The 24,397-nt window shown below is 66.0% G+C and carries 27 protein-coding genes, 1 tRNA gene and 1 pseudogene; 15 read left to right on the forward strand and 14 right to left on the reverse strand.

Annotated features, from left to right (window positions below; translation table 11 throughout):
* Position 1 precedes the first annotated feature (1 nt).
* From ACWDMM_RS22130 to ACWDMM_RS22140, 3 genes are all read right to left on the reverse strand, one after another.
* On the reverse strand, positions 2-403 hold the full coding sequence (locus ACWDMM_RS22130) for an ArsR/SmtB family transcription factor (protein ID WP_357206389.1): 402 nt from the start codon (positions 401-403) through the stop codon (positions 2-4).
* Positions 403-1,059, reverse strand: coding sequence for an SRPBCC family protein (locus ACWDMM_RS22135; protein WP_195081590.1), 657 nt, complete (start codon positions 1,057-1,059; stop codon positions 403-405). Before ACWDMM_RS22135 ends, ACWDMM_RS22130 begins: the two co-directional genes overlap by 1 nt.
* A gap of 77 nt (positions 1,060-1,136) precedes the next feature.
* The gene (locus ACWDMM_RS22140) at positions 1,137-1,676 is read right to left on the reverse strand and encodes a TetR/AcrR family transcriptional regulator (RefSeq protein WP_323124306.1); all 540 of its coding nucleotides are present in this window, start codon (positions 1,674-1,676) and stop codon (positions 1,137-1,139) included.
* 280 nt (positions 1,677-1,956) lie between these two features.
* Between ACWDMM_RS22140 and ACWDMM_RS22145 the strand changes: the two genes are divergently transcribed.
* Positions 1,957-3,168 (forward strand): lipase family protein, encoded by a 1,212-nt coding sequence (locus ACWDMM_RS22145; RefSeq protein WP_323124305.1) that lies wholly within the window; start codon positions 1,957-1,959, stop codon positions 3,166-3,168.
* 552 nt (positions 3,169-3,720) lie between these two features.
* Positions 3,721-4,959: an alkane 1-monooxygenase gene (locus ACWDMM_RS22150; protein WP_195081587.1), complete on the forward strand. Its 1,239-nt coding sequence runs from the start codon at positions 3,721-3,723 to the stop codon at positions 4,957-4,959.
* A gap of 21 nt (positions 4,960-4,980) precedes the next feature.
* On the opposite strand, the gene ACWDMM_RS22155 is transcribed toward ACWDMM_RS22150, so the two are convergent.
* Positions 4,981-5,892: a class I SAM-dependent methyltransferase gene (locus ACWDMM_RS22155; protein WP_449939183.1), complete on the reverse strand. Its 912-nt coding sequence runs from the start codon at positions 5,890-5,892 to the stop codon at positions 4,981-4,983.
* A gap of 132 nt (positions 5,893-6,024) precedes the next feature.
* Between ACWDMM_RS22155 and ACWDMM_RS22160 the strand changes: the two are divergent.
* Positions 6,025-6,738 (forward strand): annotated as a pseudogene (locus ACWDMM_RS22160) (amidohydrolase family protein); the annotation flags it as partial.
* 50 nt (positions 6,739-6,788) lie between these two features.
* Here ACWDMM_RS22160 and ACWDMM_RS22165 read toward each other — a convergent pair.
* The 3 genes from ACWDMM_RS22165 to ACWDMM_RS22175 all read right to left on the reverse strand — a co-directional run bounded on the left by ACWDMM_RS22165 (position 6,789) and on the right by ACWDMM_RS22175 (position 9,209).
* Entirely contained in the window at positions 6,789-7,613 is an 825-nt protein-coding gene (locus ACWDMM_RS22165; protein WP_195081585.1) for an MBL fold metallo-hydrolase, read from the reverse strand.
* A 158-nt stretch (positions 7,614-7,771) separates the two neighbouring features.
* Complete coding sequence (locus ACWDMM_RS22170) at positions 7,772-8,560, reverse strand: oxidoreductase (protein WP_195081584.1); 789 nt, start codon at positions 8,558-8,560, stop codon at positions 7,772-7,774.
* A gap of 73 nt (positions 8,561-8,633) precedes the next feature.
* Positions 8,634-9,209, reverse strand: coding sequence for a TetR/AcrR family transcriptional regulator (locus tag ACWDMM_RS22175; protein WP_195081583.1), 576 nt, complete (start codon positions 9,207-9,209; stop codon positions 8,634-8,636).
* Positions 9,210-9,522: 313 nt separating this feature from the next.
* Here ACWDMM_RS22175 and ACWDMM_RS22180 point away from each other — a divergent pair, with 313 nt between their 5' ends.
* The 4 genes from ACWDMM_RS22180 (at position 9,523) to ACWDMM_RS22195 (ending at position 12,246) form a co-directional block, all read left to right on the forward strand.
* Entirely contained in the window at positions 9,523-10,251 is a 729-nt protein-coding gene (locus ACWDMM_RS22180; RefSeq protein ID WP_195081582.1) for a GNAT family N-acetyltransferase, read from the forward strand.
* Between the two features lie 411 nt (positions 10,252-10,662).
* Positions 10,663-11,283 (forward strand): TetR/AcrR family transcriptional regulator, encoded by a 621-nt coding sequence (locus ACWDMM_RS22185; RefSeq protein WP_323124304.1) that lies wholly within the window; start codon positions 10,663-10,665, stop codon positions 11,281-11,283.
* The gene (locus tag ACWDMM_RS22190) at positions 11,280-12,083 is read left to right on the forward strand and encodes an SDR family oxidoreductase (RefSeq protein WP_195081581.1); all 804 of its coding nucleotides are present in this window, start codon (positions 11,280-11,282) and stop codon (positions 12,081-12,083) included. Before ACWDMM_RS22185 ends, ACWDMM_RS22190 begins: the two co-directional genes overlap by 4 nt.
* A gap of 89 nt (positions 12,084-12,172) precedes the next feature.
* Positions 12,173-12,246, forward strand: a tRNA-Pro gene (locus tag ACWDMM_RS22195).
* A gap of 43 nt (positions 12,247-12,289) precedes the next feature.
* Here ACWDMM_RS22195 and ACWDMM_RS22200 read toward each other — a convergent pair.
* Complete coding sequence (locus tag ACWDMM_RS22200) at positions 12,290-12,775, reverse strand: site-specific integrase (protein ID WP_449939190.1); 486 nt, start codon at positions 12,773-12,775, stop codon at positions 12,290-12,292.
* Positions 12,776-12,894: 119 nt separating this feature from the next.
* On the opposite strand from ACWDMM_RS22200, the gene ACWDMM_RS22205 reads away from it, so the two are divergent.
* Together ACWDMM_RS22205 and ACWDMM_RS22210 are read left to right on the forward strand one after the other, a co-directional pair.
* Positions 12,895-13,242: a hypothetical protein gene (locus ACWDMM_RS22205; protein WP_449939192.1), complete on the forward strand. Its 348-nt coding sequence runs from the start codon at positions 12,895-12,897 to the stop codon at positions 13,240-13,242.
* A gap of 346 nt (positions 13,243-13,588) precedes the next feature.
* A complete protein-coding gene (locus tag ACWDMM_RS22210; RefSeq protein WP_449939194.1) occupies positions 13,589-13,780 on the forward strand; it encodes a hypothetical protein in 192 nt (63 codons plus the stop codon).
* Between the two features lie 84 nt (positions 13,781-13,864).
* Here the strand turns inward: ACWDMM_RS22210 and ACWDMM_RS22215 are convergent, their stop codons facing one another.
* Together ACWDMM_RS22215 and ACWDMM_RS22220 are read right to left on the reverse strand one after the other, a co-directional pair.
* Positions 13,865-14,761: a phosphotransferase family protein gene (locus ACWDMM_RS22215; RefSeq protein WP_449939196.1), complete on the reverse strand. Its 897-nt coding sequence runs from the start codon at positions 14,759-14,761 to the stop codon at positions 13,865-13,867.
* Entirely contained in the window at positions 14,758-16,038 is a 1,281-nt protein-coding gene (locus ACWDMM_RS22220) for a helix-turn-helix domain-containing protein (RefSeq protein WP_449939198.1), read from the reverse strand. The genes ACWDMM_RS22215 and ACWDMM_RS22220 overlap by 4 nt, the downstream gene beginning before the upstream one ends.
* A 410-nt stretch (positions 16,039-16,448) precedes the next feature.
* Between ACWDMM_RS22220 and ACWDMM_RS22225 the strand changes: the two genes are divergently transcribed.
* From ACWDMM_RS22225 to ACWDMM_RS22235, 3 genes are read left to right on the forward strand one after another with little or no spacing between them, the layout of a single operon-like run.
* A complete protein-coding gene (locus tag ACWDMM_RS22225; protein ID WP_449939201.1) occupies positions 16,449-17,066 on the forward strand; it encodes a hypothetical protein in 618 nt (205 codons plus the stop codon).
* The gene (locus tag ACWDMM_RS22230; protein ID WP_449939203.1) at positions 17,063-18,217 is read left to right on the forward strand and encodes a radical SAM protein; all 1,155 of its coding nucleotides are present in this window, start codon (positions 17,063-17,065) and stop codon (positions 18,215-18,217) included. Before ACWDMM_RS22225 ends, ACWDMM_RS22230 begins: the two co-directional genes overlap by 4 nt.
* On the forward strand, positions 18,217-18,864 hold the full coding sequence (locus ACWDMM_RS22235; protein ID WP_449939206.1) for a hypothetical protein: 648 nt from the start codon (positions 18,217-18,219) through the stop codon (positions 18,862-18,864). Before ACWDMM_RS22230 ends, ACWDMM_RS22235 begins: the two co-directional genes overlap by 1 nt.
* A gap of 230 nt (positions 18,865-19,094) precedes the next feature.
* On the opposite strand, the gene ACWDMM_RS22240 is transcribed toward ACWDMM_RS22235, so the two are convergent.
* Together ACWDMM_RS22240 and ACWDMM_RS22245 are read right to left on the reverse strand one after the other, a co-directional pair.
* Positions 19,095-20,039: a carbohydrate kinase family protein gene (locus ACWDMM_RS22240; protein WP_449939209.1), complete on the reverse strand. Its 945-nt coding sequence runs from the start codon at positions 20,037-20,039 to the stop codon at positions 19,095-19,097.
* Between the two features lie 5 nt (positions 20,040-20,044).
* Positions 20,045-20,509, reverse strand: coding sequence for an NUDIX hydrolase (locus ACWDMM_RS22245; protein WP_449939212.1), 465 nt, complete (start codon positions 20,507-20,509; stop codon positions 20,045-20,047).
* 223 nt (positions 20,510-20,732) lie between these two features.
* Here ACWDMM_RS22245 and ACWDMM_RS22250 point away from each other — a divergent pair, with 223 nt between their 5' ends.
* From ACWDMM_RS22250 to ACWDMM_RS22260, 3 genes are all read left to right on the forward strand, one after another.
* Positions 20,733-20,927, forward strand: coding sequence for a hypothetical protein (locus ACWDMM_RS22250; RefSeq protein ID WP_449939214.1), 195 nt, complete (start codon positions 20,733-20,735; stop codon positions 20,925-20,927).
* A 61-nt stretch (positions 20,928-20,988) separates the two neighbouring features.
* Positions 20,989-21,582, forward strand: a complete 594-nt coding sequence (locus ACWDMM_RS22255; RefSeq protein WP_449939218.1) for a hypothetical protein — start codon at positions 20,989-20,991, stop codon at positions 21,580-21,582.
* Positions 21,579-21,812 (forward strand): hypothetical protein, encoded by a 234-nt coding sequence (locus ACWDMM_RS22260; RefSeq protein WP_449939221.1) that lies wholly within the window; start codon positions 21,579-21,581, stop codon positions 21,810-21,812. Before ACWDMM_RS22255 ends, ACWDMM_RS22260 begins: the two co-directional genes overlap by 4 nt.
* A gap of 981 nt (positions 21,813-22,793) precedes the next feature.
* Here ACWDMM_RS22260 and ACWDMM_RS22265 read toward each other — a convergent pair.
* Both ACWDMM_RS22265 and ACWDMM_RS22270 read right to left on the reverse strand, forming a co-directional pair.
* Positions 22,794-24,059: a site-specific integrase gene (locus ACWDMM_RS22265; protein WP_449939223.1), complete on the reverse strand. Its 1,266-nt coding sequence runs from the start codon at positions 24,057-24,059 to the stop codon at positions 22,794-22,796.
* On the reverse strand, positions 24,059-24,283 hold the full coding sequence (locus tag ACWDMM_RS22270) for a helix-turn-helix transcriptional regulator (protein ID WP_274751659.1): 225 nt from the start codon (positions 24,281-24,283) through the stop codon (positions 24,059-24,061). Before ACWDMM_RS22270 ends, ACWDMM_RS22265 begins: the two co-directional genes overlap by 1 nt.
* Positions 24,284-24,397 lie beyond the last annotated feature (114 nt).

A 24,397-nucleotide genomic window follows, 5' to 3' on the forward strand; every position in this document is an offset into this window, starting at 1 on the left:
CTCACGCGTGGCGTGCTCGCCTGCCGGAATCCGCGTCGCCGGTTCGGCCGGACCCGCGGCGCGCTCGTTGGCCTCGGGCGACCTCCGTCGCGAGGGCGTCGAGCGGTTGCGCGAACTGGCGCAGCGGGTCCGCCAACGCGGTCAGCCAGGCCCTCGCGGCATCGACACCTGCCGGATCGAGGGCATAGATCCGTCGCGTGCCCTCGGCGCGAACCCGCACCAGCCCGGCGTCTCGCAGCACCTTGAGGTGCTGGGAGACGCCGGGCTGCGAGATCGGCGTGCGCTGTTGTACGGCGGCGACCAGCGCGCCGGCCTGCTGCTCGTCGGCGGCCACCAGTTCGAGGATGAACCGGCGGACCGGGTCGCCGAGCGCCTCGAAGATCTTCGCCGGGGACGGATCCATCAGGCGGGAGAGCCGTCCTCGGGGGTGACCGTATAGAAGTCGATGGTCCGCTGCGCCGCCGCGTTCGCCTCGGCGGGGTCGTCGCCGTCACCGGCGGCTGCCTCCGCCCAGCCCAGAGCCGCCGTCCGGACGAACGTCAGCCCCTCCGGCGTGGTCGGGAAGGCGAGCCCCTCGGCCGTGTCCACCGCGTCTCCGCTGGACACGTGCAGCCCGAGACCCATCAGGGCCAGATCCCAACCGACGCCCACCGCCCCCGGACCGTACTGCGTCCAGAACTCGGGATCGACCGGCGCCTCGTGCCGCAACTCCAGCTCGGTGCCGTCCGCGGTGGGTGTGAGCAGCACTGTCACCCAGGAGATCTGCGGTCCCATCTCCCAGGTCACCGCGAACCGCTCCGGCGCGTCGCACTGTTCGACGACACCGTTGGCGTTGCCTTCCAGCTGATAGCGGCCGCCGACCCGCAGATCGCCGCTGATCGGCAGGAACCAGCGCGGAATCCGCTCGGCATCGGTGAGCGCGTGCCACAGGTCCGCGCGATCGGTCGGGTAGCCCCGGCGCGCGACGGCGATCCGGGTGGGCACCCCGTCGCGCGATCCGGTGCGGACTTCGCGAGTCACGAGACCGGCGATGGCGGCGGGATCGGTGAGCAGCACCATGACATCCTCCTTTATAAGTTTCAGGTTATATTAGCGCGCCGCGGCGGGACCGCAAGACCGACGCGCCGCCGCCCGGGTCAGGCGTCCGGGGACAACCCCGCGATAGCGCGCAGCGCGGAGATCATTCCCGTGACCGGGATGCCGGGATCGATCGACCGGAACAGGCCCAGCCCCACACCGAGGGCCAGCACGGCGACAGCGGCTTCGGCCTGTGGCATCGGGGTGTCCACATCGTCCGTGGCACGCAGGGCGGCTGCGACCATGCCCACGATGCCGTCGAGCCGCTTCGCCAACTCGGCACGCAGGTGCTCGTCGCGCCGCGCGTGCACGCCGAACTCCAATTCCAACTGCGTCCAGTTGGGCTCGCCGATCACCCGCTCGGCCCATTCCGTCATCCGTTTCAGCCGCTGCGCGGCCGTCGGCGCGGCGACGATCGCGGCGACCTCCGCGGCTCGCTCACCGCGAATTTCGTCGAGCACCGCCAGACACAAGTCGTCTTTGGTGCGGAAGTTCGAATACACCGCGCCTTTGGTGAAACCGGCGACTTTCGCGACCTTGTCCAAGGTCGTGGCCTGATAACCGTCCTCGAGAAAAAGCCGCTTGGCGGTCGCGATCAAAACGGCTCTGGTCCGCGCCTGGCTCTGCGCTCGCGTCGGCCGCGAACGCCCTGCCCCCGCCTGCGGCCGACACTCACCGCTATTCCCGGACAATCTCCACCCCTTACAGATACTCTCAGTATCCGATTCTAGATGCCAGGGGTATCCCAATCGCAGGAAGGATCGCATCGTGAGGAGCCGAATACTCAGACTGGCCACAGCTTTGACGGGAACCCTCCTCGTGGCCGGGGGTGGGGCGGTCGCAGCCCCACACGCATGGACGGAACCGGCTGCGGAAACCGTGGCCGACGACGCTTTCTACATTCCGCCCCCGGCACCGGCGGGGGCGCCGGGCTCCATCATCCGCACCGAAGGGTCGCGGCTGGCGATCTCGGTCCCCGGGCAACCCGGGCAGATTCCCGCGACGTCGACGCGCATCATGTACACCAGCAGCGATACCCACGGTGCGCGCACGGCGGTGACCGGGACATATCTGGAACCGTCCCAGCCGTGGACCGGCCCCGGCCCCCGGCCGCTGGTCGCCTACGCGGTCGGCACGAAGGGGCAAGGCGATCAGTGCGCGCCGTCGAAACTGCTGGCGCAATTCATTCAATACCAGCCGCCATTCGACGTGATCGTCGAATACGACGTGCTGGCGCTGTACACACTGCTGGCCCGCGGCATGGCCGTGATGGTGACCGATTACCACGGTCTGGGCACACCGGATGTGCACGACTATCTCAACCGTAAATCCCAGGCCTACGCGCTGCTCGACTCCGCGCGCGCGGCGCTGCAATTGCCGGGCACCAGCCTCAATCCCGGCTCGCCCGTCATCCTGTACGGATACTCCCAGGGCGGTATGGCCTCCGCGGGCGCGGCCGAACTGCAGCCGAGCTACGCCCCCGATCTCAACGTGCGGGGCGCCTACGTCGGCGGGCCGGTCGTGGACGACGAATACTTCATCGCCTTCAACGACGGGCGGGCCGCACTCGGACCGGCCTTCGCGTGGATTCTCAACGGCATCGCCGCCAATTATCCCGAGACCCAGCCGGTGCTCGACGCCGAACTCAACGACACCGGCAAGGCGATCCTGCGCGAATCGCTGGACAAGTGCGCCGTGCCGCTCGGACTTGCCCAGCAATTCCCGAACACCTCGCAGTGGACCACCAGCGGGGAACCGCTCAACGTGGTGATCGATCGATCCCCGGTGTTGAAGGCGGCGTTCAACGACCAGCGGGTCGGCACGCTCACCCCCGCGGTGCCCGTCCTCATCGCCTCGAACCAGTTCGACGAGGGCGCGCCGTACGTGCCCGTCCACGAACTGGCCGCCGGATGGTGCGGCGGGGGCGCGCCGGTGATGCTGAACGCGAATGCCGAGCTGCCCAGCGTCATCACCGGGTTGCGGGTCACCCACGTACTGACGTTCTTCCCGTCACTGGGCGCCTCGCAGCAGTGGATGACCGACCGGCTCGCCGACCAGCCCGCACCGTCCAACTGCGGGGCGCTGCCCTGATTTGCGCGAGCACGATCGTTCGGATACCGTCGGTATCCGACTCGGAGGCCCGGCACAGCGCCTCACGCGGCGGTTCCGCTCGCAGTGCCGTGAACTCCATGCACGATGGTCGGCCGCGGCTGGGTTTCACGACCGAGCCGCGGCCGACCTGCCTGCCAGGGAAGGCCCGGCGGCCACGCGGCAGGCGAGTTCCGCCCCCACGATCTCCCGCCGCCTCGGCTCCTGACGCCGATTCGTGTTCGCGGGAGATGCGCTGCTCCACCGTTCCTGGTCTCGGTCGAATTCGGTACAGAAAGGTTCGAATGTCGGAGTTGGCTCACCCCCGCCGACCTGAGCCATTCAGGTGCGCACAGCGGTGATACTCCGACACCCGGCACGAACCACCCCGTCCCCGGCCCGCCTTCACTCGCGGCAGATTGCCCGCTCAGGCAACGGTTTCCGCGGTTCTACAACACCCAGCGAACTTCCAGTTATCCTGGATTGGCGCGCATGGTTCAGGTGTTGTCCGCAGTCGGAACTGTCAGTTGAGTGTCGTCCTCACGGATCGGCGAAATGACTATGACGATCTTCGAGCACACGCGAGCCCGCGACCCCAAGCGCTACCTCTGGATTCTGGGCCTGATCGCCCCCGGTTGCGCACTACTGCCCTCGACGCTGGTGGCGCACACCGGACTGGAAGTGTTCTGGTGGATCGGCCCCATCATCGTGCTGGTGGTCATCCCCCTGCTGGATTGGGTCATCGGCGACGACGGCAGCAATCCTCGCGAGGAAGATTACGAGGCGCTGTCCAACGATCGTTACTACCGGTGGTGCACCTTTCTGTTCCTGCCGATGCAATTCATCGGCCTGCTCATCGCCGGCTACCTGTGGGCCAGCCACGAGCTGAGCCTGGCCGACAAGCTCGGCCTCGCGGTCACCCTCGGGTTCGTCTCCGGCATCGGCATCAACGCCGCGCACGAGCTCGGCCACCGCGCCGAACATCTGGAACGGTGGCTGGCCAAGATCGCGCTCGCGCAGTCCGGATACGGGCACTTCTTCGTCGAGCACAATCGCGGCCACCACGTTCGCGTGGCCACGCCCGACGACCCGGCCAGCGCCCGGTTCGGCGAATCGTTGTGGCAATTCCTGCCGCGCACCATGCTGGGCGGATTCCGGTCGGCGCTGGCACTGGAACGCACGCGGCTGGCCCGCAACGGCAAACGCTGGTTCAGCCCGGGCAACCATCTGCTGCAGGCATGGGCGATGAGCGCGGCGCTGTTCGGCGGGTTGATCGTGGTCTTCGGACCCGTCATCACGCCGTACCTCGCCCTGCAAGCACTCATCGGCGCGGGCCTGCTGGAAACCGTCAACTACGTCGAGCACTACGGACTGCTGCGCGACCGCCGCCCCGACGGCCGTTACGCCCGCTGCTCACCCCGCGACAGCTGGAACAGCGACCGCCTGGTCACCAATATCTTCCTGTTCCACCTCCAGCGCCACAGCGATCACCACGCCAACCCGGGCCGTCGCTACCAGACCCTGCGCAGCTGCGAAGTGGCGCCCCAGCTGCCCGCGGGCTACGCGACCATGGTCGTGCTCGCGGCGATCCCCCCGCTGTGGCGCGCGGTCATGGACCCCCGCGTCCTGGCCCACTACAACGGCGACATGACGCTGATCAACCTCAAGCCGCGCAGGCGCAAGCTGGCGCTGCCCATCCGGCATCCGCGTGCGGACGTGCGATGGACAGCCGACTCCGGCATGAGCCCGCCGGCCGGCGACGACGACCTGTTCCCCACCGAGGCCAATCGTTGACCCGGCCGCCCGAGTACCCGTTCAGCGCGGCGGGGACGGGTACCGGGCGTCGGGCTTGAGACAGGTGAACTGCATGACGTCGGTATGCCCGCGGCGGAAGTAGTCGGCGGAACCGGTCAGATACCGGATGTAGGCGTTGTAGGTGTCGCGCCCGGCGATTTCGATCGCCCGATCCCGGTTCTCGTGGAGCGCGTCGGCCCAGCAGTCCAGCGTCGTGGTGTAGTGCGGCCCCAGCGCCTGGACGTCGGCGACGGTGAATCCGGCGTCCTCGGCGTATTCGGTGACCCCTTTGGGGTGGTGACCGGTCGGCAGCGGAAGCTCCCCGCCGGGGAAGATGGTCTCCCGCAGAAAGCGCAGGAACGCGAAATCCTCGCTGGTGATCGGGGTACCGTGCGCCCGCAGATGTTCGCGGCTGTGGCTGACCACGTTCTGCAACAGCAGCACCCCGTCGGAGGGCATGATCCGATAGGCGAACTCGAAGAACTCCCCGTAGCGGTCCACCGGCAGGTGCTCCAGCGCTCCGATGCACACGATCCGGTCGGCTCGCCGGTCGAAATCCTCCCACCCCTGCACCCGCACCCCGCCGTAGGGGCGGCCGCGGATCAATCGGTCGACGAGCATGTCGCGCACGTACCGGTACTGGTTGCGACTGCGGGTCAACCCGATCGTGTGCACTCCGTAGGTGTCCATGGCGCGCAGCATGGTGGAGCCCCAGCCGCAACCCACGTCCAGCAGGGCCATCCCCGGTTGCAGATCGCATTTGGCCAAGGCCAGATCGATCTTCGCCGTCTGGGCTTTCTCCAGGGTGTCGTCGGGATGGGTCCAGAAGGCGCAACTGTAGGTACGAGTCGGGTCGAGGAAGAGCCCGAAGAACTCGTCCGGCAACTCTTCCCGGGAGAGCACCTCGCGATAGAGGGGGGCGTGAACACTCATGATGGCGGATCTTTCGCACGAACCAGCAGTGCTGTTCAGCGGAAGCCGCCGGGCGGCTCCCGGCCGGACGCGACCACGATGCGGACGCCCCGACCACGCGCTGCCGGCGAAGACGACCACACCGTCGATGACATGGTCGACCCAGGCCGACACCTTCACGCTACCTCGCCCCCTCCGGCCGCACCCGGGAACCAGGCATCTCAGCGAGTCCGAAGACGGCCGCCGCTCCCCCGGTCGCCAGGCCGCGGCCGCGCACTTCCCGAGTGGAGCCCCGAAGCGGCGCGTGCGTCGATGACGCGAGCCGGGATCGCTTCGGCGGTGCTGTCGGTCTCCACGCCCGGCACCACTTTCCTATCCGATCCGGCACAAGCGGCCGAACTCGCGCGGGCGGTCAACGACTACAGCGCCGCGCTCGCGCACGCCGAACCCGGACGCTTCGGGTTCTTCGCCACCCTCCCCATGCCCGACACAGCTGCGGTCGCCGCCGAGGCCCGGCGATCCCTCGACGACCAGCACGCCGACGGCGTCGTGCTGCTCGCCAACGCACCGGGGAGCTATCTGGGCGAGCTAGGGCAGGACGAACTCTTCGACGTGCTGAACCAGCGATCAGCCGTCGCGTTCGTCCACCCGGCGGGCCTGCCCGCGCCCGCCGTCCCAGGTGTCGCGCCGTTCGCCGCGGATTTCCTGCTCGACACCACCCGGGCGGCGTACCTGCTCGTGCGCGACGGCATCCGGCGGCGGTATCCCGACATCCGCTTCGTTCTCGCCCACGCGGGCGGGTTCGTCCCCTACGCCGCGCACCGGATGGAGCCGGCCATCTTCGACGACACCGGCCGCAGCCCTGCAGGTCGGGCTCGCACCGCTGCCTGGGGTAGCAGCGCGCACGGCGCTCCGGGTCAACCGCGGAGTCGCTCGAACTCCGTGGCGCAATGCGCGGAGAAGACCGTGACCGCGTCGCCGTTGTCGCGGACGAGTTCACGCAGCCGTTGCTGGTTGTCGATCCGAGCCCGCCGCCGAGTGTCCACGTACCACTGGAAGATCAGCGTGCCCACCGGCATCGACGGCTTGGCAAGCATCTGCCCGTGATAGGTGTATGCGTCACCGGCGTGCAACAGCCAGCCGTCTCCGGTGTCGACCGCGACACCGACATGACCGCGGGTGTGTCCCGCCAGCGGAACCATGAGTATTTCCGGGGGCAGCCCCCGCAATTCGCGCACCGCCCGGAAACCGAACCAGCGTTCCGCGTCGCTGTCGGTCTCGTCGTACACCGCCCACTCTGGGCCGTGCTCGAATTGCACCGGCCGGTACCGCAACTTCTCGCGCCGGCCGAACGGCCCCGCGACGGCGTCCAACTCCGCTCGGTGCACATGCACGGTGGCCCACGGGAAATCGGCGAGGCCGCCGGCGTGATCGAGGTCGAGGTGCGTGACGACGATGTCCCGGACATCCTCGCGAGCGAAGCCGAGCGCCTCGATCTGCCGCGCGATCGGCCGGTCGAGCACCGGATCGGATTGCCGGATGAGTTGGCGCCCCACCCAGTCATCCGGCCGGACCAGTGCCTGCTCGCCGTACCCCGTATCGATCAGGGCCAGTCCGCCGGAGTGCTCGATCAACAAACAATGAGATGCCCCGGCGGCCTTACGCCGGAACCCCGGCCTGCCGTCGAACAAACGGCCTCCGAAAGGACGTGTTCCCCCGGCATCCAGATGATGGACACGCACCAGTCCGCTCCTATCCGCGCGTTCCGGCCAGCCAGGCTACACGCTGAGGCCTGCGGACGCGACAGACGCCGAGTGCGCTTGTGATGCGAAGTGCGCGAACGCATTCGACTCGATTCGCGGCGCGGCGGGAGCGGGAAGCACTCCCGCCGCTGGCGTCGTCAGGCGATCTTCAAGGTGCCACCGTCGATGACGTAATCCGCACCGACGATATTGGCGGCTTTCGGCGAGGCGAGGAAGGCGACGAGAGCGGCGACCTCCTCGGGTTCGCTGATCCGGCCGGAGGCGATACCGAATTGCTCGGGCACGGACGCGAGCAGTTCCTGCTGCGAAACCCCTTGTGCCGAAGCGAACTTGGCGCCGACGCCGTCCGGCCCGCGCCACAGCGGCGTGCCGACCACGCCGGGAGAGACGGTGTTGACCCGCACTCCGCGCGGCCCGAACTCCTCGCTGAGCCGCTTGGTGAGCGCGGTCAACGCGGCCTTGGCCTCGCTGTAGCCGACCGGGCCCGCGGCGGGAAGATGCTTGTTGATCGAAGAGATGGTGACGATCGAGCCGCGCCGCTGCAGCAGACTGGGCAGGGCCGCACGGGTGACCCAGATCGCGCTGAACAGATTCAGATCGAACAGCTCGCGCCACTGCTCGTCCTCGACGTCGAGGAAGCCGCCGAGCTCCAGGCGCGCGGCGTTCACCGCGCCGACATTGTTGATCAAGATATCGATGCCGCCCAGCTCGTCGAGCGCGGCGTCGATCAACCGGGTCGCCCCCTCGGCGGTGGCGAGGTCGGCCGAGACGGCCGCGACGCTGGCCTTTTCGAGTTCGGGAGTGATGGTGCGCGCGGCGCCGACCACACGGACGCCTTCAGCGGTCAGAGCCTCGGCCACCGCGAGCCCGATGCCGCGACCGGCACCGGTGACGACGGCGGTCTTGCCGGACAGTTCGAGATCCATACTGGAACCTTTCTTTCTTGAACTACAGGTCAATAATTGACGCAGCAAGCGGGGCGACGGCGGACATCGGAACTCAGAGGCCGGTCAGCGCGGTTTCGATGATGCGATGCAGCGTCGGCGCGTCGTAGGTCTTGGCCATCACCCGCAAGCCGACGATGGTGTTCATCAAGAATTCGGCCGCCGCCCTGGCATCGGTGCCTGCGCGCACGTCACCGTCGCGCCGTCCCTGATCGATCCGGGTCTCCAACGCCGCGATCACACGGTCCTGCATGGCGCGGACCGCGCCGGTGATCTCCGCGTCGTGTCCGCCCAGTTCCATAGCGGTGTTCACCGCCAGGCAGCCGCGCCGAACCGGCTGGGCGAGATCGGAATCGACCAGGCCGCCCAGGAAGGCGGCGACACACTCGCGGGTGGAGCCAGGGCGGGACAGGAGGTCGGCGGCCAGCTCGGCGCCCAGCTGGTCGTAGCGACGCAGAGCCAAGTCGAACAAAGCGCGTTTGCTGCCGAACGTGTGGTACAGACTGCCTTTTCCGATGCCGGTGGCCTCGGCCAACTGCGCGGGCGAGGTGTTGGCGTACCCGTGCGTCCAGAACGCCTCCATGGCGCGCTCCACCACCGTGTCCGGGTCGAAGTTGCGCGGCCTGCCCATGACCCGAACCGTAATCGTTCTAGACCTGGAGGTCAAGAAATCGAGCGATCCACGGTCGGCGCACTCGGCCCGGCGGTGCTGTTGTGCTTCGCGGCCTCGGCTTCGGCGACCGCGGCGGCGTTCGCGCGCTCCTTCCGCACCGGCGCCGAGCCGCGGCGGACCGGCGCGTCGAAGGTTCGATGACCCCGCCGCTCGGCCCGGCCGCCCCATCACGACGGTCGACGCATCCGAATCGCGTTGAGCGCAACCATGTCCCGCGATCGTGTGCCTCGCTAACGTTCTCTCGTCGGACGCTGTTGTGGAGGAGTGCGCGGTGACCACTGAGTCGATCGTCGACGTCGAGCTGCACCCGCTCGACGACCCGGTGCGGGCGTCGCTGCGTGGCGAGCACCGCAGGTTCGCCGGCTGGGTAGGCCGGATCGGCCGCTACGACCCGCAGGTCGCCAGGTTCGTCGGCCACCCGCCGGTGCTGGACGAACGAGACTGGGCCGATCTGGCCACCCTCCTCGGTCCGGGCGGCAGCACCTCGTTGCGCGGCCACGGCCACGTGCCGCCCGACGGCTGGACGGTCCTGCGCGAAATGGACTCGGTGCAGATGGACGGCACCGCGCTGCGCGTCGCCCACGACCCGGAACTGGACGTGCTCACCGCGGCCGACGTACCGGAGATCCTCGAGCTGATCGCTCGCACCCAACCAGGCCCATACGCGCCGCGGACCATCGAAATGGGCACCTATCTGGGGCTTCGAATCGACGGCAAACTGGTGGCGATGGCCGGAGAGCGGCTGCACCCGCCGGGCTGGACCGAGATCAGCGCCGTGTGCACCGACGCCGGATTCCGTGGCCGCGGCTTCGCCACGCGGCTGGTCCGCGCGGTCGGCGCGCGCATCCGCGCTCGCGGTGAGACACCCTTCCTGCACGCTGCCGCGGCGAACACGTCGGCGATCCGTTTGTACGAGACGCTGGGCTTCACGTTGCGCAAACGTTCGAAGTCGACGGTCGTGCAGGCGCCTGCGCCGTCGCCCCGGGGCGGCATCCTTTGACGCGAGACGTCGACTGACGGACATTTCACTAGCAGGCGCTTCGTCATCCGGGCGAAACGCTCGGCAGCGAGTCGTACGCAGATCGCAGCTGTCGCAGGTTGTTCGCGGTGCGGACGCGACGCCAAGGCAATCGTTCGCGGCGCCGGTCCGCACACTCGCCCTGCCCAGTCGCTCGCCATGGCCAGAGCGGCGCTCGACCAACTGCTGCTGGACGCCCTACCGGAGATCCGGCTGGTGGTACCGCCGACGAACCGAACTGCCTTCCGTGCACCGGCGGCGTCTGCGCCCGGCTTTCGTTTCACGCCGACGGCGGGTGTGTTACCGCACCGCACATGCACCCCCGCCGCCGACGTATCATCCGTACATCTAAAACAATTAGCCATATGTAAAATAACTGCATAGTCTGGGCGCGTGGCGACCCACCGCACCCCCGATCCCGCGCACCGTGTCCGCGACGCCGAACGCACCAAACGCTGCCTGCTCGAGGCCGCCATGGAGGAGTTCGCCGCCAAGGGCTACGCCGGTGCTCGGGTGAGCGACATCGCCCAGCGAGCCGGTGTCAACAAGCAGCTGATCACCTACTACTTCGGCGGCAAGGAAGGCCTTTACCGGGCGCTTCAGGCGAATTGGCTGGAGCGCGAGGCCGGTCTGAGCGATCCGGAGCTGCCGTTGGCGGAGGTGGTCACGAACTATCTGCGCGACGGGTTGCGCGACCCGCGCGGCATCCGCCTGCTCATGTGGCGGGGATTGTCCGACGCCGCCCCCACCGGCACGCACCCGATCTCGGGGACCGACATCGCCGTGACCAGGCGCCGTCAAGAACGCGGCGAGGTCGCCGCCGACCTCGACCCGGCCGCGTTCCAGCTCGCGGTGATGGGGATGGTCATCGCCCCGCTGCTGCTACCGGTCCAGGTGCGCGACCTGTTCGGGGTGGAGGCTCGGTCCGCCGAGTTCGAGCAGCGCTACGGCGAGCAATTGCGCCGCATTCTCGCCCATCTCACCGATTCCCGTTCCGAAGGAGAAACCTCATGACCTACCTCGTCACCGGCGTGCGCGGCATCGTCGGCCGCACCGTCCTCGATCAATTGCGCGCGGCCGGAAAACCGGTGCGGGCGGCCAGCTCCCGCCCCGCCGAGACCACAGTGCCCGACGATGTCGAACTCGTCGGACTCGACCTGACCGACCGGGAGTCGGTCACCGCCGCCCTCACGGGTGTGGACAAGGTCTTCTGCTACGCCGCCGCCGATGGCATCGGCAACTTCATCGACGCCGCCGAGGCCGCAGGGGTCGCCCACGTCGTGCTGCTGTCCTCCATCGCGGCGGACAACGACAAGAACCCCATCGGCGCAAGGCATCTCGCGGTGGAGAATCCGCTGCGCGCATCCGGCCTGCCGCTGACCGTCCTGCGGCCGGGCGCGTTCGCCGCCAACGCCCGCACCTGGTTTCCCTCCATCAAAGCCGAGCGCGTCGTCCGCGTCCCCTTCCCCGACCTGCAGCTGACCCCCATCCACGAAGCCGACATCGCCGACGCGGCCATCGCCGCACTCGACGACCCATCCCACGCGGGCAAGACCTACCCCCTCACCGGCCCCGAATCCCTGTCCCACCACCAACAGGTCGCTGCCATCGCCGCCGCCCTCGGCGAGCCGGTCGAGCTGATCGAACTGAGTTACGAGGAAGCCGCCGAGGTCTACTACCGCCCGGTCCTCGACATGTGGGCGAAGGCAGGCTCGGAACCGAGCCCGGTCGGCCCCACTTCCGAACCGATCACCGGCACCCCCGCCCGCACCTTCGCCCAATGGGCGGTAGACCACGTGGACGACTACCGCTGACCCACCCCTCCAACCCCGTGTGACCAGGCGATTAGCACCCCTCCAGCCTCGTGCGGTAATCTCTTCGAGCGCCCGCACAGCGGACGCAACGGGCTGTGGCGCAGTTTGGTAGCGCACTTGACTGGGGGTCAAGTGGTCGCAGGTTCAAATCCTGTCAGCCCGACATAGAAAAATCCCCTCCGACCTGCATCGGAGGGGATTTTTTTCTACGGTATCGCCCGCAGAGTTGGGGCCAATCTGGGGCCAGACTTGCCCCGCAGGTGCCGCGACAGCTGATTGCCGTCCTCCTGCAATGCCGCGATATCCGGGTGTAGATACCGCTGCGTGATCCTGGGATCAGTGTGCCCGGCGATCCGCTGAAGCCGATGCAGCGGAACCCCGGCATCCGCGAACCATGTCAGCCCGGTATGCCGGAGATCGTGACGCCGCAGATGCTCATATCCGAGCTTCGTCACAACCTCGTCCCAATGGGTCGCATCCCGCAGTACTCCCGTTTGGATGCGACCTCCCCGAGGCCCGACAAACAGCCGAGCATCCAACAGCGCCTCTCGCCGCTGCTTCTCGCTCGCCTCCTGCGGGCCACGTTCAACGCGGGCGCGCGCCTCGTTGATCCGCCTGAGGATCAGCGGACGAATCTCCTCGATCAACGGAATCGGACGCGACCGCTTGCCCTTCGTGCCCTTGTCTTGCAATCCACCCGGCCCCGGCGTCGTCTGCCGCCGCCGACCTCCTCGGATTCGAACGTCTTCGACCTCGTGTCCCGGGCCTGGCGCTGCTGCTGGGCCGCGCTCGGAACCTGGGGAGCGACCCGATGAGACTCGAGGACCCGCCGGGGCGCGGCGGCCGAGACGCGGCCAGGATCGCCAACCGCACCACACAGCCCGCGATCCATGACAGCAACATCGCCAACACCGATTGCGCGGTCGATCCCGGCGACCTCAGTCCCGACGACGCGATCCGCAGCCTGAGCGTGCACCACCACTGCCCATCACCCTGTCGCCCGCGTGAACGTGCGCTGACGATACTAGGCACCGAATACAGCGCGGCGGCAACACCGGGCACGCGTCGGCCCGCGCGGGCACTGGACGAACTGGACCAACGGCTGGCCGAACTGATCCGCGAATACCTACGCCAAGTCGCGGAGCACGCCGACCGATAACCGCAGCCGCGACACAATGAACCCGGACGGCACGGGCTCCCTGAAACCCAGCTCGCCGACACCGATGTACGACCCGGCGCACTGAAGACCGCCCTACTGGCGGCGGCCGGGAACGATGCGTCACCGTTCTGGCGCGCCTGGAACGGTTAGATCCTGCACTGCGACTGCTGATGTGAGCGGGGTGCCGGGGAGTCATCGGAAGATGGTGGAGACGGTGGTTGAGCCATTGCCGTGGGGGACTGATCGACGGCACATGGCAGTCACAAGGGGAACTTGTGTCGGTGCCTGCGCGTAGCCTGACGCCGAGGCAGTCCGCCTCACCGCTCCCAAAGAAGTGGAGAGTGTTTTGGCCATCAAGGTCAAGTTCAACCAGAAGGCGCTACGCGATCTCGAAAAGCCGCTGAATGTCGAGGTTCCGCGCGGCGGCACCGAGGCCGACGCCATCCGGGCCGTCAAACAGCAGTACAAGAAGGCCAAGGGTATCGAGCTGGATACCGATGCCGCCCGCGCGATCGTGCGGCAGGCGCGCGGTCAGTAGCTGCTGTCGGTGCCGAGGCTCGGAAGCCTCAGCTTTCGAGCCTCGCCCGGATCGATACCTTCAGCTCTTCGCTCCGAGAGTTTGTCAGCCCAACGCTTTCCATCCCGCCCATGGCCGCGACCCGCGTTCCCCTCGGATGCACGCCAACCGGTGTAGCGCCTGCCCCTGGTAGGTGGGATCTGCTGTTGCCGTTTGCGCCGCCATCGTGGTCATCCGCAGTTCTCGGATGTCTCTGAGCACTGCGAAGCCCTCCCATGTGGTGACGTCATGGCCGTACACCTGACAGAACTCGGCGTACTGCTGTTCGGTGATCCACCCGAACGAACTGTGCTTGATCGCCGTGTGCACCAGATCCCACTCCGGCGGTCCGACCGATGTCCGCTCCAGATCGAGGAGGACAGCCTCACCATCTTCCATCGCCGCGACGTTGCCGATCCAGGCGTCCCCGTGAATCACGCACCGCGGCAGTCCCTCTGGAAGCGACTCCCACCGTTGCCGTAGATACGCCAAATACTCTCGAAGCCAACGTCTATCGCCATCGGACAGGGTGTGGGCGGCACTGATCCGCTCATCCAGTCGCACGAACGGCGCGATTCTCCCGAAGTTAAGTTCGGTGGGAATCGGCAAATGGTGGAGCTGCTTGAGCAGGGCAGCCACCTGGGTCGGGGTGCCGTGATGGTGCGGCGGTAGTTCGCGCCAGAAGGTAATCGCGTGGCCTTCGACCTCGATGGGCTGGTCGACATCGGGAACAACTTGTACCGCTGGGACGCCTGATGCTTGCAACCAGCGAGCCACGTTGACCTCACGCCTCGCTGCATCTGATTGCCCTGGGCGACTCACCCGAGCGACAACCGATCCTGGCAGCCGGTAGATGGCGTTCTCACTGACCTGAATCGGTTCGGCATGGTCCACGTCCAGGCCGACCGCGGTGCCGGCCGACCGCACGATCGCCAGCCAATCGGTTCCGGTCACGTCCGTCATGCGTGAACCAGCGTGCTGTCGATCTGCGAGCGCAGTTCATCAACCTCCGTTGTTTGGGCATGGGGCTGGGTGAGCATGCGAAGCTCACGCAGGTCATCCGCTGCCCGGCGGGAACGGAGGTGTCCAGCGTCGCTGAGCGCAGTCTGGCCGAAGGAGGCAGCCTCTACCGGATCGCCAGTGGCCATGGTGAGTGACGCCAGCTTGATGCCAGATATTGCCCGCGAGCGGACAAAGGCGTCGGTGTGTCCGGCAACGGCAATCTCCAATCGTTGCCGGGCCTCACCGACGAACCGGCCTTCGAGTGCCACATCGAATAGGGCATGCCCGGTATCGCCGGAGTGCTGGGCATGGTCGTAGTAGGCCATCCAGGGCGGATCGTTTTCCGGCGCCGCCTGCGCGAACTCCTCGTCAGCTTGTCCAACCGCTCGCACGGCTTCGTCGGTGCGGTGCAGTTTGGCCAGCGCTCGGGCTCTTGCCGCGTGCAGCATGGCCCGCTCCGTCGCCGTCAGTCGATCAGCCCGGACCATGGCCAGTTCGATGAAGGTGAGCCCATCGTCGGGGTGCCCGCACCAAATCGCTTGTCGAGCCATTGACGACAACACCTTGCCTCGGAGATGCCAGTTGCCGACCTCTTCGGCGCAGGTCAGCCCGAGCTGAAACATGCTGCGGGCATCAGCGTGCGCGTAGGCATCGAAGGCCATGAACCCGGCCGTATGTCCAAGGAACCCGACTGCGCTGTGCAGGTCCATGCGGTGCTTCTCGGCACAACTGGCACCCAGCAAGTTCACGGCATAGCGCAGCTGGGCCGAGACCGCTTCTCGAACCAGGCCACCGCCGTAAGTGTGATCCCAGGAGCTGAACTCGCGCGCGGCAGTTCGCACCTGCTCGATTTCGGCCAGGCCGACCGTCGACGGGACAGGCGTTGGTTCAAGCTGGGCCAGCAAATCCAGTAGCGGCTGTTTGGTCGCAACCGCCGCAGTGACGCCCAGCGCGGCGCGAACAAATTCCTGGCGTTTCACATCACCGAGCGTAGCCCCGGACTTTGCTGGCAGCTTGAACCAAAGCAGCTCGGGCGGCACTTCCAGCACTTCCGCCCAACGGATCAGTTTGGACAGTTGCTCGGGTGCCGGACCCTTCTCGATACGGCTGAGTTGGGCCTGGGTGAGGCCAAGCCAGGTGGCAACCAGCTCCTGCGGCAGGGGCCGATGGTGAAATGGGTGCGTGCGGTAGGCGAAGATCACCCGGCCCATGTGCCAAGTGGCGAGCGCATCGCGCATCTGATCGGTTTGCCAGAAGGCTGGCGGTACCGGCGACGGCTGCTGTCGTTCATCCCGAAGCGTGATTTCGCATGGCGCGCAACGCGATTCAAGATTGTACCGATTGAGCCTGCTCCCACAACGAGCGCAGTACCGCTCTGTCTGGGGTCCCCGCGTCATGATGGCCGCTCCCGGGTTTTCCTGGGTTTTCTCGCCGTTTCGCTTTGGTCGCGTGACCCTACCAGCGCTTGACAGGCAACGCTATGCGTTTCATACATACCCCGAATACCCGCTTGTCGTGGCACTTTTCGCCCCAGAAACCGACCCTTGGGCGGGTCACGAAAACCTTGCCGAGGAAAGGGGTAGGCGTGGCGTTGTCCCTAGTAGTTCCCATCTTTGGTCCGCCAGCAGCGGGCAAAACGACGCTGACGATGCAGCTCGGATCGGCACCTGGGCGTCGGGTGTTCCGGCTGCGCGAGCATGTCTCGCAGGAGGTGCTGGCCGCAACGGCGGTTACGCCGGAGCAGTTGGGGTGGATCGACGACTACACCGTCGCCGCAGCACTCCGCTCCTACTTCGAAACCGTCAATGCGGACCCGACGGTTCAGGCAGTGCTGCTCGACAATTTTCCCGGTTCCGCGGCGCAGGTTGATCAGCTGCTGGCGATCCTCTGGTCGCTGACGCCCTGCCACATCGAAGCCATCGAAGTGGTGACCGACGTCAAGACGCTCCGGCAGCGCGCCCGGAACCGGAAGGTCTGCCATCGCTGCGAGCGTGACCCGATCAACGATCCCCGCTTGCCGGCGATCCCGAGTGATGCCGACCCGTGGCAGTGCGGCCGGTGCGGGGGACTGCTGCATCCCCGACGCGGCGATTCACCGCGGCTGCTCAAAGCGCGCATGCAGCGCTATCACCAAGCGGCAGTTGGCATCCGTGATGGCTTTGCCCGTGCCAACGTCACCCTCACCCAGCTCGACACCACCAACACCATCGACGGGGCGGCCAATTTACCTGCCCCGCTGCTTATCTCCCGGAGTGCACCACGATGACGACCGTTGATCTGCCTACCCCTGGCCTGCGAGCCAACAGCGACAGCTATGGCCATGCCCGCATGCCCCGTGGGGCCGACGTTCCTGAACCGGACCGGATTGACCGCGTCGCTTACGGCCGGTTCCGCAACGTCTACCTCTACATCACCGAAGCGTGCCAATTGCGCTGCGAACACTGCTACATGGGTGAGCGGCTGGACCGCGCGCTCAAGATGCCCTTGCCGCAGATTGTGGACACCCTGACCACCTGGCGGCGGATGGGCGGTGACAAACTGACCATCCTCGGTGGCGAACCCACGCTGCACCCGCACTACTGCGAGGCGATACGCCTCAGCCGGAAACTGGGCTACGAGCACGTCATCACCACGACCAACGCCCAGAAGCCCGCGCTCAAGAAGTTTCGCAAGCTCGAACCCGACGATTTCGCCTACATCCAAGTCAGTTTGGACGGCGGCAGCCGCGCCACACACGATGCCGTGCGTGGTGGCGGCACCTTCGATGAGGCGATGGAGACAACACGCGAACTCTGCGAGCGCGGTTTCGATACCCGCATCATCTGCACAGTGAACAAGGCGAACGAGCAGGACGTGCTGCAGCTGCTCGACATCGCCGATCAGCTCGGCGTCAGCCTGGTGAAGTTCCATGTCTTCTCGACCATCGGCACCGGGCACGGCAACCCGGAGATGGCCATGAACCCGCGGGAGTGGGTGGAGTTCTGTGACAACTTGAATACTGTTGCACCACAGTACAAAACGCGGGTGTGGTACCAGCCGACCCATGCCCAGCGTGACCAAATGGAGCGTTACGCCGCCGAGGGCTACCAGGGGTGCATCGGCCGGACTCTGGATCGCATCTCGATCTTCCCGGACGGCCGCTGCTACGTCTGCTCCTACCTGTTCGACACCGAGCTGCACTTCGCCCAGATGGTCGACGGTCAGGTGCAACTGAACCACGGGGTTAATGAGTTCGACCTGTTCACCAGCGCGCTGGCCGAAAGCTCCTGCGGCGGTTGCAAAGCCAGTGCCTGTCAGGGTGGCTGCCCGGCAGAGGAGCTGGTGATGGGCAAGGCGTCGTGTGCTGCCTATGACGACATCGTGCCGGTCTGCCGGTTGTGGAAATCCAGCGCCAAACCCGAAAGCGAGTCTGCCTGATGGACGCCATGGACACCGTGGTCGAGAAGCTTCGCGACCTGGATTGGAACGACATCGACGCCGTCGAAACCGCCTGCATCGAAGTACTCGATATCTTGGTCGAGGACCCCAGCATCGTGCGCGGTCGGATCACCGTCCTGCCAACCAGGCCGGAGTTGTTCAATCTGTGCGAGCACTACGACATCCTGGACAAGCTGGTGCTGCACGATGAGGCCGGCTTCCGCGTTCGATTGCACATCTTCCTGCCCGGCTACTTCGACCGGCCACACAATCACCGGTGGAGCTACGCCAGTCGGATCCTGCGCGGCCAGTACCGGCACTACCTGTTCGGCAACGCTGAAGTGGATGAGCATGTCGATCCGGCCAAACTGCCGGTGCTCCAGGCACGAGAGGAACTTGTCGGTTCCAGCTACGCCTTGCACCACTCGATGGTGCACGCCGTGGTGGCCGAGCCCTACACCGCCTCGTTGGTCATCCGTGGCCCGGCCGTCAAGGATCGCTTCCTGGTGATGGACCGCCTGACGAACGAAGCCTGGTGGCAGTACGGGGCCAGGCAGGAAACCGAAGAAGACGCCGAACGGAAGCGGATGACGCCTGAACGCCTTGATTGGCTGATCGGGCAGCTGGACGAGTGGAAACTGTTCTGAACTGCGCAAACGATCAAGATCGACTGTCGGTCCCTCGGGTTACGCTCTGCCCGTGAGCACACTGAGCACGAAGAAGTGCAAATACTGCAATGAGCCGGTCCGCTACGTCGATAGCCCCATCGAGGGCCACGGCGCTGGCGAACCACCTCGTGTGGACCGGATGTATCACTGCCTACGCGGCTGCGACATGTCGCGCCTCACGGGCGAGTGCGGTCACGACATGCATCGGATTAGCTAGCGTGGCGTGACTGCTGACGCTGGAGACCACCGCCAGCGACGACGGCCTCCAGCTCCGCCAGGGTCGGCAGTGGGGCACTGTGGTGTCGTGCGCACCGCAGTGCCCCACTTGCCGACCCGAGCACCATACTGCGAGCCATCGACCACCCCTCCCGCAGACCATAGAGCAGCCCGCCGGAGAACGCGGCGCCAGCGCAATGGGTATGCCGCGCATTCACCGGAAAGGCGGGTACGGCGATCTCCTCCGTGCCGCTGACGGCTACGGCACCGAAGGCCCCGGCCGTCACCACCACCCAGGCCGCGTTGCTTTCCGCCAGCAGCGATCGGGCGACGGTGAACGCTTCGGCGTGGGCGCTGTCATCGACGTTGGTTTGCACGAGCAGCTTTTCGTAGCCGGCCGCCGCGGACCGAATTCCACCCGACAGCGGCGATCCGCCGAGGTTGACGAGCACCGGCACCTGCGCCGCACGCGCGGCTTCCATCACTCGCACCGCCGCTGTCTCGATGAGCTGGTAGGCATCGACGTACACGAACGACGCCGTGGTAATCGGTGACAGGTCGACAGCGGCGAGCTGCTCTGCCACACCCGGCAGATACGCGAACCACGTCCGGGTGTGGTGCTGATCAGCGATCACCACCATCCACGGCGTGACGACGTCGGGGTCGGACATGGCGGTCGTCATGACATTGCGGCGCTGCAGCCAGGTACGGACACTCCGGCCGTCCTCATCGTCACCAATGTCGTTGGCTACGAAAGTGAGTGGCGCATCCAACGCCGCTAGCACCGCCGCAGCCATCGGGCCATCGGCAGCGATGGACTGCTCGGTGGCCCGAACCTCGGCACCGTGGTTGGCAACCGGAAACAGCGGCACGCTCCAAAGTTCGGCCAGGGCAAGATACGAGACACAGACGATCGGGCCGTCAGCACGTACCGCCATGATTCTCACCAGCCGTAGACGGAGAAGACGCTGGCCTTGGCAATGTGCTGCATGGCTGTGCTGCAGTAGTCAATCATGTGGTCGGGCAGGGCATCTGCATCGAACCATTCGAGGCCGCTGCACTTATCCGGCTCCAGGTTGGTCGGTTCGCCCTGCCAGGTCCGGACCGTGAAGAAGAAGGCCATCCGGCCGCCGGACGACGAGTTGTGCATGATGTGGCTGAAGTGCACCTCGTCGCGTGCGATCGTCACACCGATCTCTTCGGCGGCTTCGCGTATGAGCGCGTCGATGACGGATTCGCCGGCCTCAAGGTGACCCGAAGGCAGGTGCCATGCCCCATCTTTAAAGCCGGTGTTCTGACGCTGGCCGAACAGCACCTCGTTGCCGCGGCGCAGCAGCAGATGGACATCGCCAGTGACCTTGTGACGCTGGGGCTTGGTTTCGTGACTGGATTCAGTCGTGACGCTCATACGGGCGCGTTTCCTTTCATCCTGAATTATACCGCTGACCTGGACTTTCACCGAACTTCGGGGTGAATCACGCCGAGCCTAATCCCTTCGTGACGTCCGGCCTATACACCGGACGCATAACGCGGCGAGCCAACGCGGTATAGCCCCTGACCAGGGTTACGCGAATTCTGGACCGCACCAGCCCGCCGGACAACGGCCAAACCGCAAGGGAGAGGCAACCGGAATGCGCAGCAGGCCGCGTCACATCCACATCGAAAGCGGTGCCCTCACGCTCGACTACCAGGCCAGCGCCGAGCAGGCACAGAACGTAGCGGACGAGTTGGCGGGCGCATTCACCGAACTGGACCTGGCCGTCACGATCGACGATGACGTACGTCCCGATTTGCCGCCGCTTCCCTGCGGTGATTTGTGGAACTAGCACCGAAAAATGCTGCCGCTCAGTATTTTTCAAATTTTGGATATTGAAGGGACGCACTTCTATGCTCCAAGACCGCCCGCACCATGTCTTGTACGGTCTCACTCCCGACACGCCGCTAGCATTCACGGTGCCGCCGGTTGAAGCCCAGCCCGACTGGCCGCTGCCGAATGCCGGACCGTTTCTGCGGATCTGCGCCGGAGTGGAAGAACCGAGCACGGTCATTCTGCGCGGCGCACGGGAGTTGGTTGGAATCTGGCGCCACGTTCACGACGAGCGGCCGAAAGACTCGACCAAGATCAACGAGCAGCTCAACTTGTACATCTGGCTCATCGACCGTGAAGCCGGTGGGCACATCAAAAGCGTTGTCTACCAGGCTGATGCGCCGGTAAGCACGTCAACCTACGGCCAGTGGGTGGCGTGGTTGGTGTGGAAGTACGTGCTGTACGCCCTTCGTCAGCATGACGCCAACCACCACAAGCGCGATGCAGCCGAACTCTCGTGGTGCATCGAATCCTTCGACGAGTTGGTGGAGGCAGTTCAAGGTGGGCAGCTCAGACTGCCGAAAGAACAGGGGCCGGAAGGAGACGGTACCGAGTTCCCACCGCGGCGGGTATGGCCACCGTCGGGGGACAGCGAGGGCGGAGACTCGGCATGACCACGCCAGGGCCGGTGCCGCATAACACTTTTGTCCAAGCCGACGGCAAGCTGGCCGAGTTCATGTGCCAGGTGCACTTGATGGACCTCACTCCAGCGCGGGCGTGGGAACTGCGGCACATCCATCGGCTTCACCACCCGGACGAGTGCATCGTGCATCTGGAGGCGGCATACTTGCTGCTGCTGGACGAAGGCGGCTGGGGCAGCCTGTCGCTGTCCCAAGACGACTGATCGTGCCGTCGTCGCTGGCCATCATCCTATGGCCCGCTTCGGTGTTCTTCACGGCCGTGCTGTGCTTCCGAGTCGGGATGTGGTGGAGAGGAATGCACACCCCGGGCAGGCACCAGTTCCTGCCAAGTCACTGTCACAGTGACGATGAGGGTCGGGCAGCCGATTCGGAACAGGCCGATCCAGACGGTCGCATCGTTCGACTGATGGAAGCGAATACGGACCAGATGGAGCCGCTGCCAGCCCCAGCCGGACATAAACGCTGGTGGCGTGAGGATGTAGACACGGAGGTTTTGCCGCGGTTGCAGGACATCCGGCCTCCTATGCGGGCGACGCCGATTCGACGACCGCCGTGGGTGGGGAGACGTGATTCTTGATATGTTCAAGGCGATACAAGCTGAGCGATTTGCAAGGAACCGATACCCCAGCCAAGCTCTGAACAAAAGTGTTGATTCGAGGATTGATTGGTTACTACTGGAATCCGGGGTTGAACAATGAGTGGCAACCGTTTGACGGCCGACAATTACCGGCAATTGGCCGCTTTTGAAGCGCTGTCCACACGCTTCCCTTCGCCTCGCCGAGCTTGCGAGCGATGGTCTTGAGCGAATCGCCCTTCCGTACAGCTTTACGGCCCAGTCGATCTCTTCCTCCGTCATCGGCTGGTTCCGCATCTTGCCGCCGTGCTCCCCCAGGATCTCCAGCAGCCCACCCTTCGACAGCTCGTAGCGCTCGCACAGTAAGGTTGGTGGAGGTACCGCCTCGGTAGGCATCGACCATCTCGGCGATGGTGTCGGGCGACAGCCGCCAATCCAGTCGCCGCGGTTGAACCGTGCTGCCATCTGTCTTCGCAGGCCGACGGGGCGGAGCAGCCTTGATCTTGGCGATGACCGTCTTCAACCAGTCCGGTTCCCACTGTTTCAAGTACCGTACGCTCACCCCGACATAGAAAAATCCCCTCCGACCTGCATCGGAGGGGATTTTTTTCTACGGTATCGCCCGCAGAGTTGGGGCCAATCTGGGGCCAGACTTGCCCCGCAGGTGCCGCGACAGCTGATTGCCGTCCTCCTGCAATGCCGCGATATCCGGGTGTAGATACCGCTGCGTGATCCTGGGATCAGTGTGCCCGGCGATCCGCTGAAGCCGATGCAGCGGAACCCCGGCATCCGCGAACCATGTCAGCCCGGTATGCCGGAGATCGTGACGCCGCAGATGCTCATATCCGAGCTTCGTCACAACCTCGTCCCAATGGGTCGCATCCCGCAGTACTCCCGTTTGGATGCGACCTCCCCGAGGCCCGACAAACAGCCGAGCATCCAACAGCGCCTCTCGCCGCTGCTTCTCGCTCGCCTCCTGCGGGCCACGTTCAACGCGGGCGCGCGCCTCGTTGATCCGCCTGAGGATCAGCGGACGAATCTCCTCGATCAACGGAATCGGACGCGACCGCTTGCCCTTCGTGCCCTTGTCTTGCAATCCACCCGGCCCCGGCGTCGTCTGCCGCCGCAACGTCCACACCCACTGCTCGGTGTCGATATCCCGGACCCGGCAACCCGAAACCTCCCCGATCCGGGTCGCCGTGCAGGCCGCGAACATCACCACATCGCCCCAGCCGCGAAATCGCCCGGCCGATGCTTCCGTTAGCGCCGTCATCAACTGCTCGAGCGCGGCCCAATCCGGCAACGCCAACGCGCGCGGATCGTCGAGCTCGTCCTCGCGCCGCGCCAGCTGCCGACGCCACCCGCTCACGTCGACCCGGTTACGATCGATGACTTCGTCGCGCACGGCTTGATCCAGGACCCGCGCCAGTGCTGCCAAGGTGTTCTTGATCGTGGACTCTCCGCAGCCGTCCGCGATCCAGCCCGCCACCGCCCGATCGGCCAAACCCGTTGTGATCATGGTGACCGGCAGATGACCCAGTGTCGGCACCACACGACGCCGCCAGCCCGCCCGATACGGATCGAGCGTCTTCGGCTCCACGCCCCGCATCGCGGTATCCCAGTGCGCATTCCCGTACTCGGCCAGCGTCGCAGTCGCGGTCTTCGGATCTACACCGCGCAGGGCCGCCTGCTCGATCCCCGAAATCCAGTTCTCGGCTTCCTCCTGGGATTCGAACGTCTTCGACCTCGAGTCCCGGGCCTTGGCCACTGGATCGGTCCAGCGGACCCGAGCCCGAACCATCCCGCCTTTGCCTCGGACCTCGATATAGCCTCGGACTGCGACCCCGAGCGGAATGGCGGCGATGCGGTCGCTCATCACGCCGCCCTCGGATCGATGCGCCTGCTCGACAGGTACTCCATCACGTCGGCACCGCTGTAGCGGATCACACGATCGGAGATGGCTACGAACGGCGGCCCTTGCGGCGCCTGGCCGGTGCGCCAGCGGCGGAGGCTGGAGGCATCCACCTTCAGCAGCGCGGCAACCTCCTCGGTTGTGTACCAGGCTGTCGGGTCCAGGTACAAGTAACGATCCGTGTCCATATCGAAAGTCCTGTCTGTTCGTTTATTCCAAGATTTGGGGAGCGCGCGGTGCGCTATCCCCACCAGCAATGGGGCTGTGTGTCTGGGTTGGGGCTATGCCTGGTGGCCGGATCG

It is taken from the genome of Nocardia sp. NPDC003726, assembly GCF_053586955.1.

Excerpts from the sequence above, each read along its gene's own strand:
- ACWDMM_RS22130 (WP_357206389.1), bottom strand. The coding sequence starts at position 403 with ATGGATCCGTCCCCGGCGAAGATCTTCGAGGCGCTCGGCGACCCGGTC.
- ACWDMM_RS22135 (WP_195081590.1), bottom strand. The coding sequence starts at position 1,059 with ATGGTGCTGCTCACCGATCCCGCCGCCATCGCCGGTCTCGTGACTCGC.
- ACWDMM_RS22150 (WP_195081587.1), top strand. The coding sequence starts at position 3,721 with ATGACTATGACGATCTTCGAGCACACGCGAGCCCGCGACCCCAAGCGC.
- ACWDMM_RS22155 (WP_449939183.1), bottom strand. The coding sequence starts at position 5,892 with ATGAGTGTTCACGCCCCCCTCTATCGCGAGGTGCTCTCCCGGGAAGAG.
- ACWDMM_RS22170 (WP_195081584.1), bottom strand. The coding sequence starts at position 8,560 with ATGGATCTCGAACTGTCCGGCAAGACCGCCGTCGTCACCGGTGCCGGT.
- ACWDMM_RS22175 (WP_195081583.1), bottom strand. The coding sequence starts at position 9,209 with ATGGGCAGGCCGCGCAACTTCGACCCGGACACGGTGGTGGAGCGCGCC.
- ACWDMM_RS22190 (WP_195081581.1), top strand. The coding sequence starts at position 11,280 with ATGACCTACCTCGTCACCGGCGTGCGCGGCATCGTCGGCCGCACCGTC.
- ACWDMM_RS22205 (WP_449939192.1), top strand. The coding sequence starts at position 12,895 with ATGAGACTCGAGGACCCGCCGGGGCGCGGCGGCCGAGACGCGGCCAGG.
- ACWDMM_RS22215 (WP_449939196.1), bottom strand. The coding sequence starts at position 14,761 with ATGACGGACGTGACCGGAACCGATTGGCTGGCGATCGTGCGGTCGGCC.
- ACWDMM_RS22220 (WP_449939198.1), bottom strand. The coding sequence starts at position 16,038 with ATGCGCGATGCGCTCGCCACTTGGCACATGGGCCGGGTGATCTTCGCC.
- ACWDMM_RS22225 (WP_449939201.1), top strand. The coding sequence starts at position 16,449 with ATGCAGCTCGGATCGGCACCTGGGCGTCGGGTGTTCCGGCTGCGCGAG.
- ACWDMM_RS22230 (WP_449939203.1), top strand. The coding sequence starts at position 17,063 with ATGACGACCGTTGATCTGCCTACCCCTGGCCTGCGAGCCAACAGCGAC.
- ACWDMM_RS22235 (WP_449939206.1), top strand. The coding sequence starts at position 18,217 with ATGGACGCCATGGACACCGTGGTCGAGAAGCTTCGCGACCTGGATTGG.
- ACWDMM_RS22240 (WP_449939209.1), bottom strand. The coding sequence starts at position 20,039 with ATGGCGGTACGTGCTGACGGCCCGATCGTCTGTGTCTCGTATCTTGCC.
- ACWDMM_RS22245 (WP_449939212.1), bottom strand. The coding sequence starts at position 20,509 with ATGAGCGTCACGACTGAATCCAGTCACGAAACCAAGCCCCAGCGTCAC.
- ACWDMM_RS22250 (WP_449939214.1), top strand. The coding sequence starts at position 20,733 with ATGCGCAGCAGGCCGCGTCACATCCACATCGAAAGCGGTGCCCTCACG.
- ACWDMM_RS22255 (WP_449939218.1), top strand. The coding sequence starts at position 20,989 with ATGCTCCAAGACCGCCCGCACCATGTCTTGTACGGTCTCACTCCCGAC.
- ACWDMM_RS22260 (WP_449939221.1), top strand. The coding sequence starts at position 21,579 with ATGACCACGCCAGGGCCGGTGCCGCATAACACTTTTGTCCAAGCCGAC.
- ACWDMM_RS22265 (WP_449939223.1), bottom strand. The coding sequence starts at position 24,059 with ATGAGCGACCGCATCGCCGCCATTCCGCTCGGGGTCGCAGTCCGAGGC.
- ACWDMM_RS22270 (WP_274751659.1), bottom strand. The coding sequence starts at position 24,283 with ATGGACACGGATCGTTACTTGTACCTGGACCCGACAGCCTGGTACACA.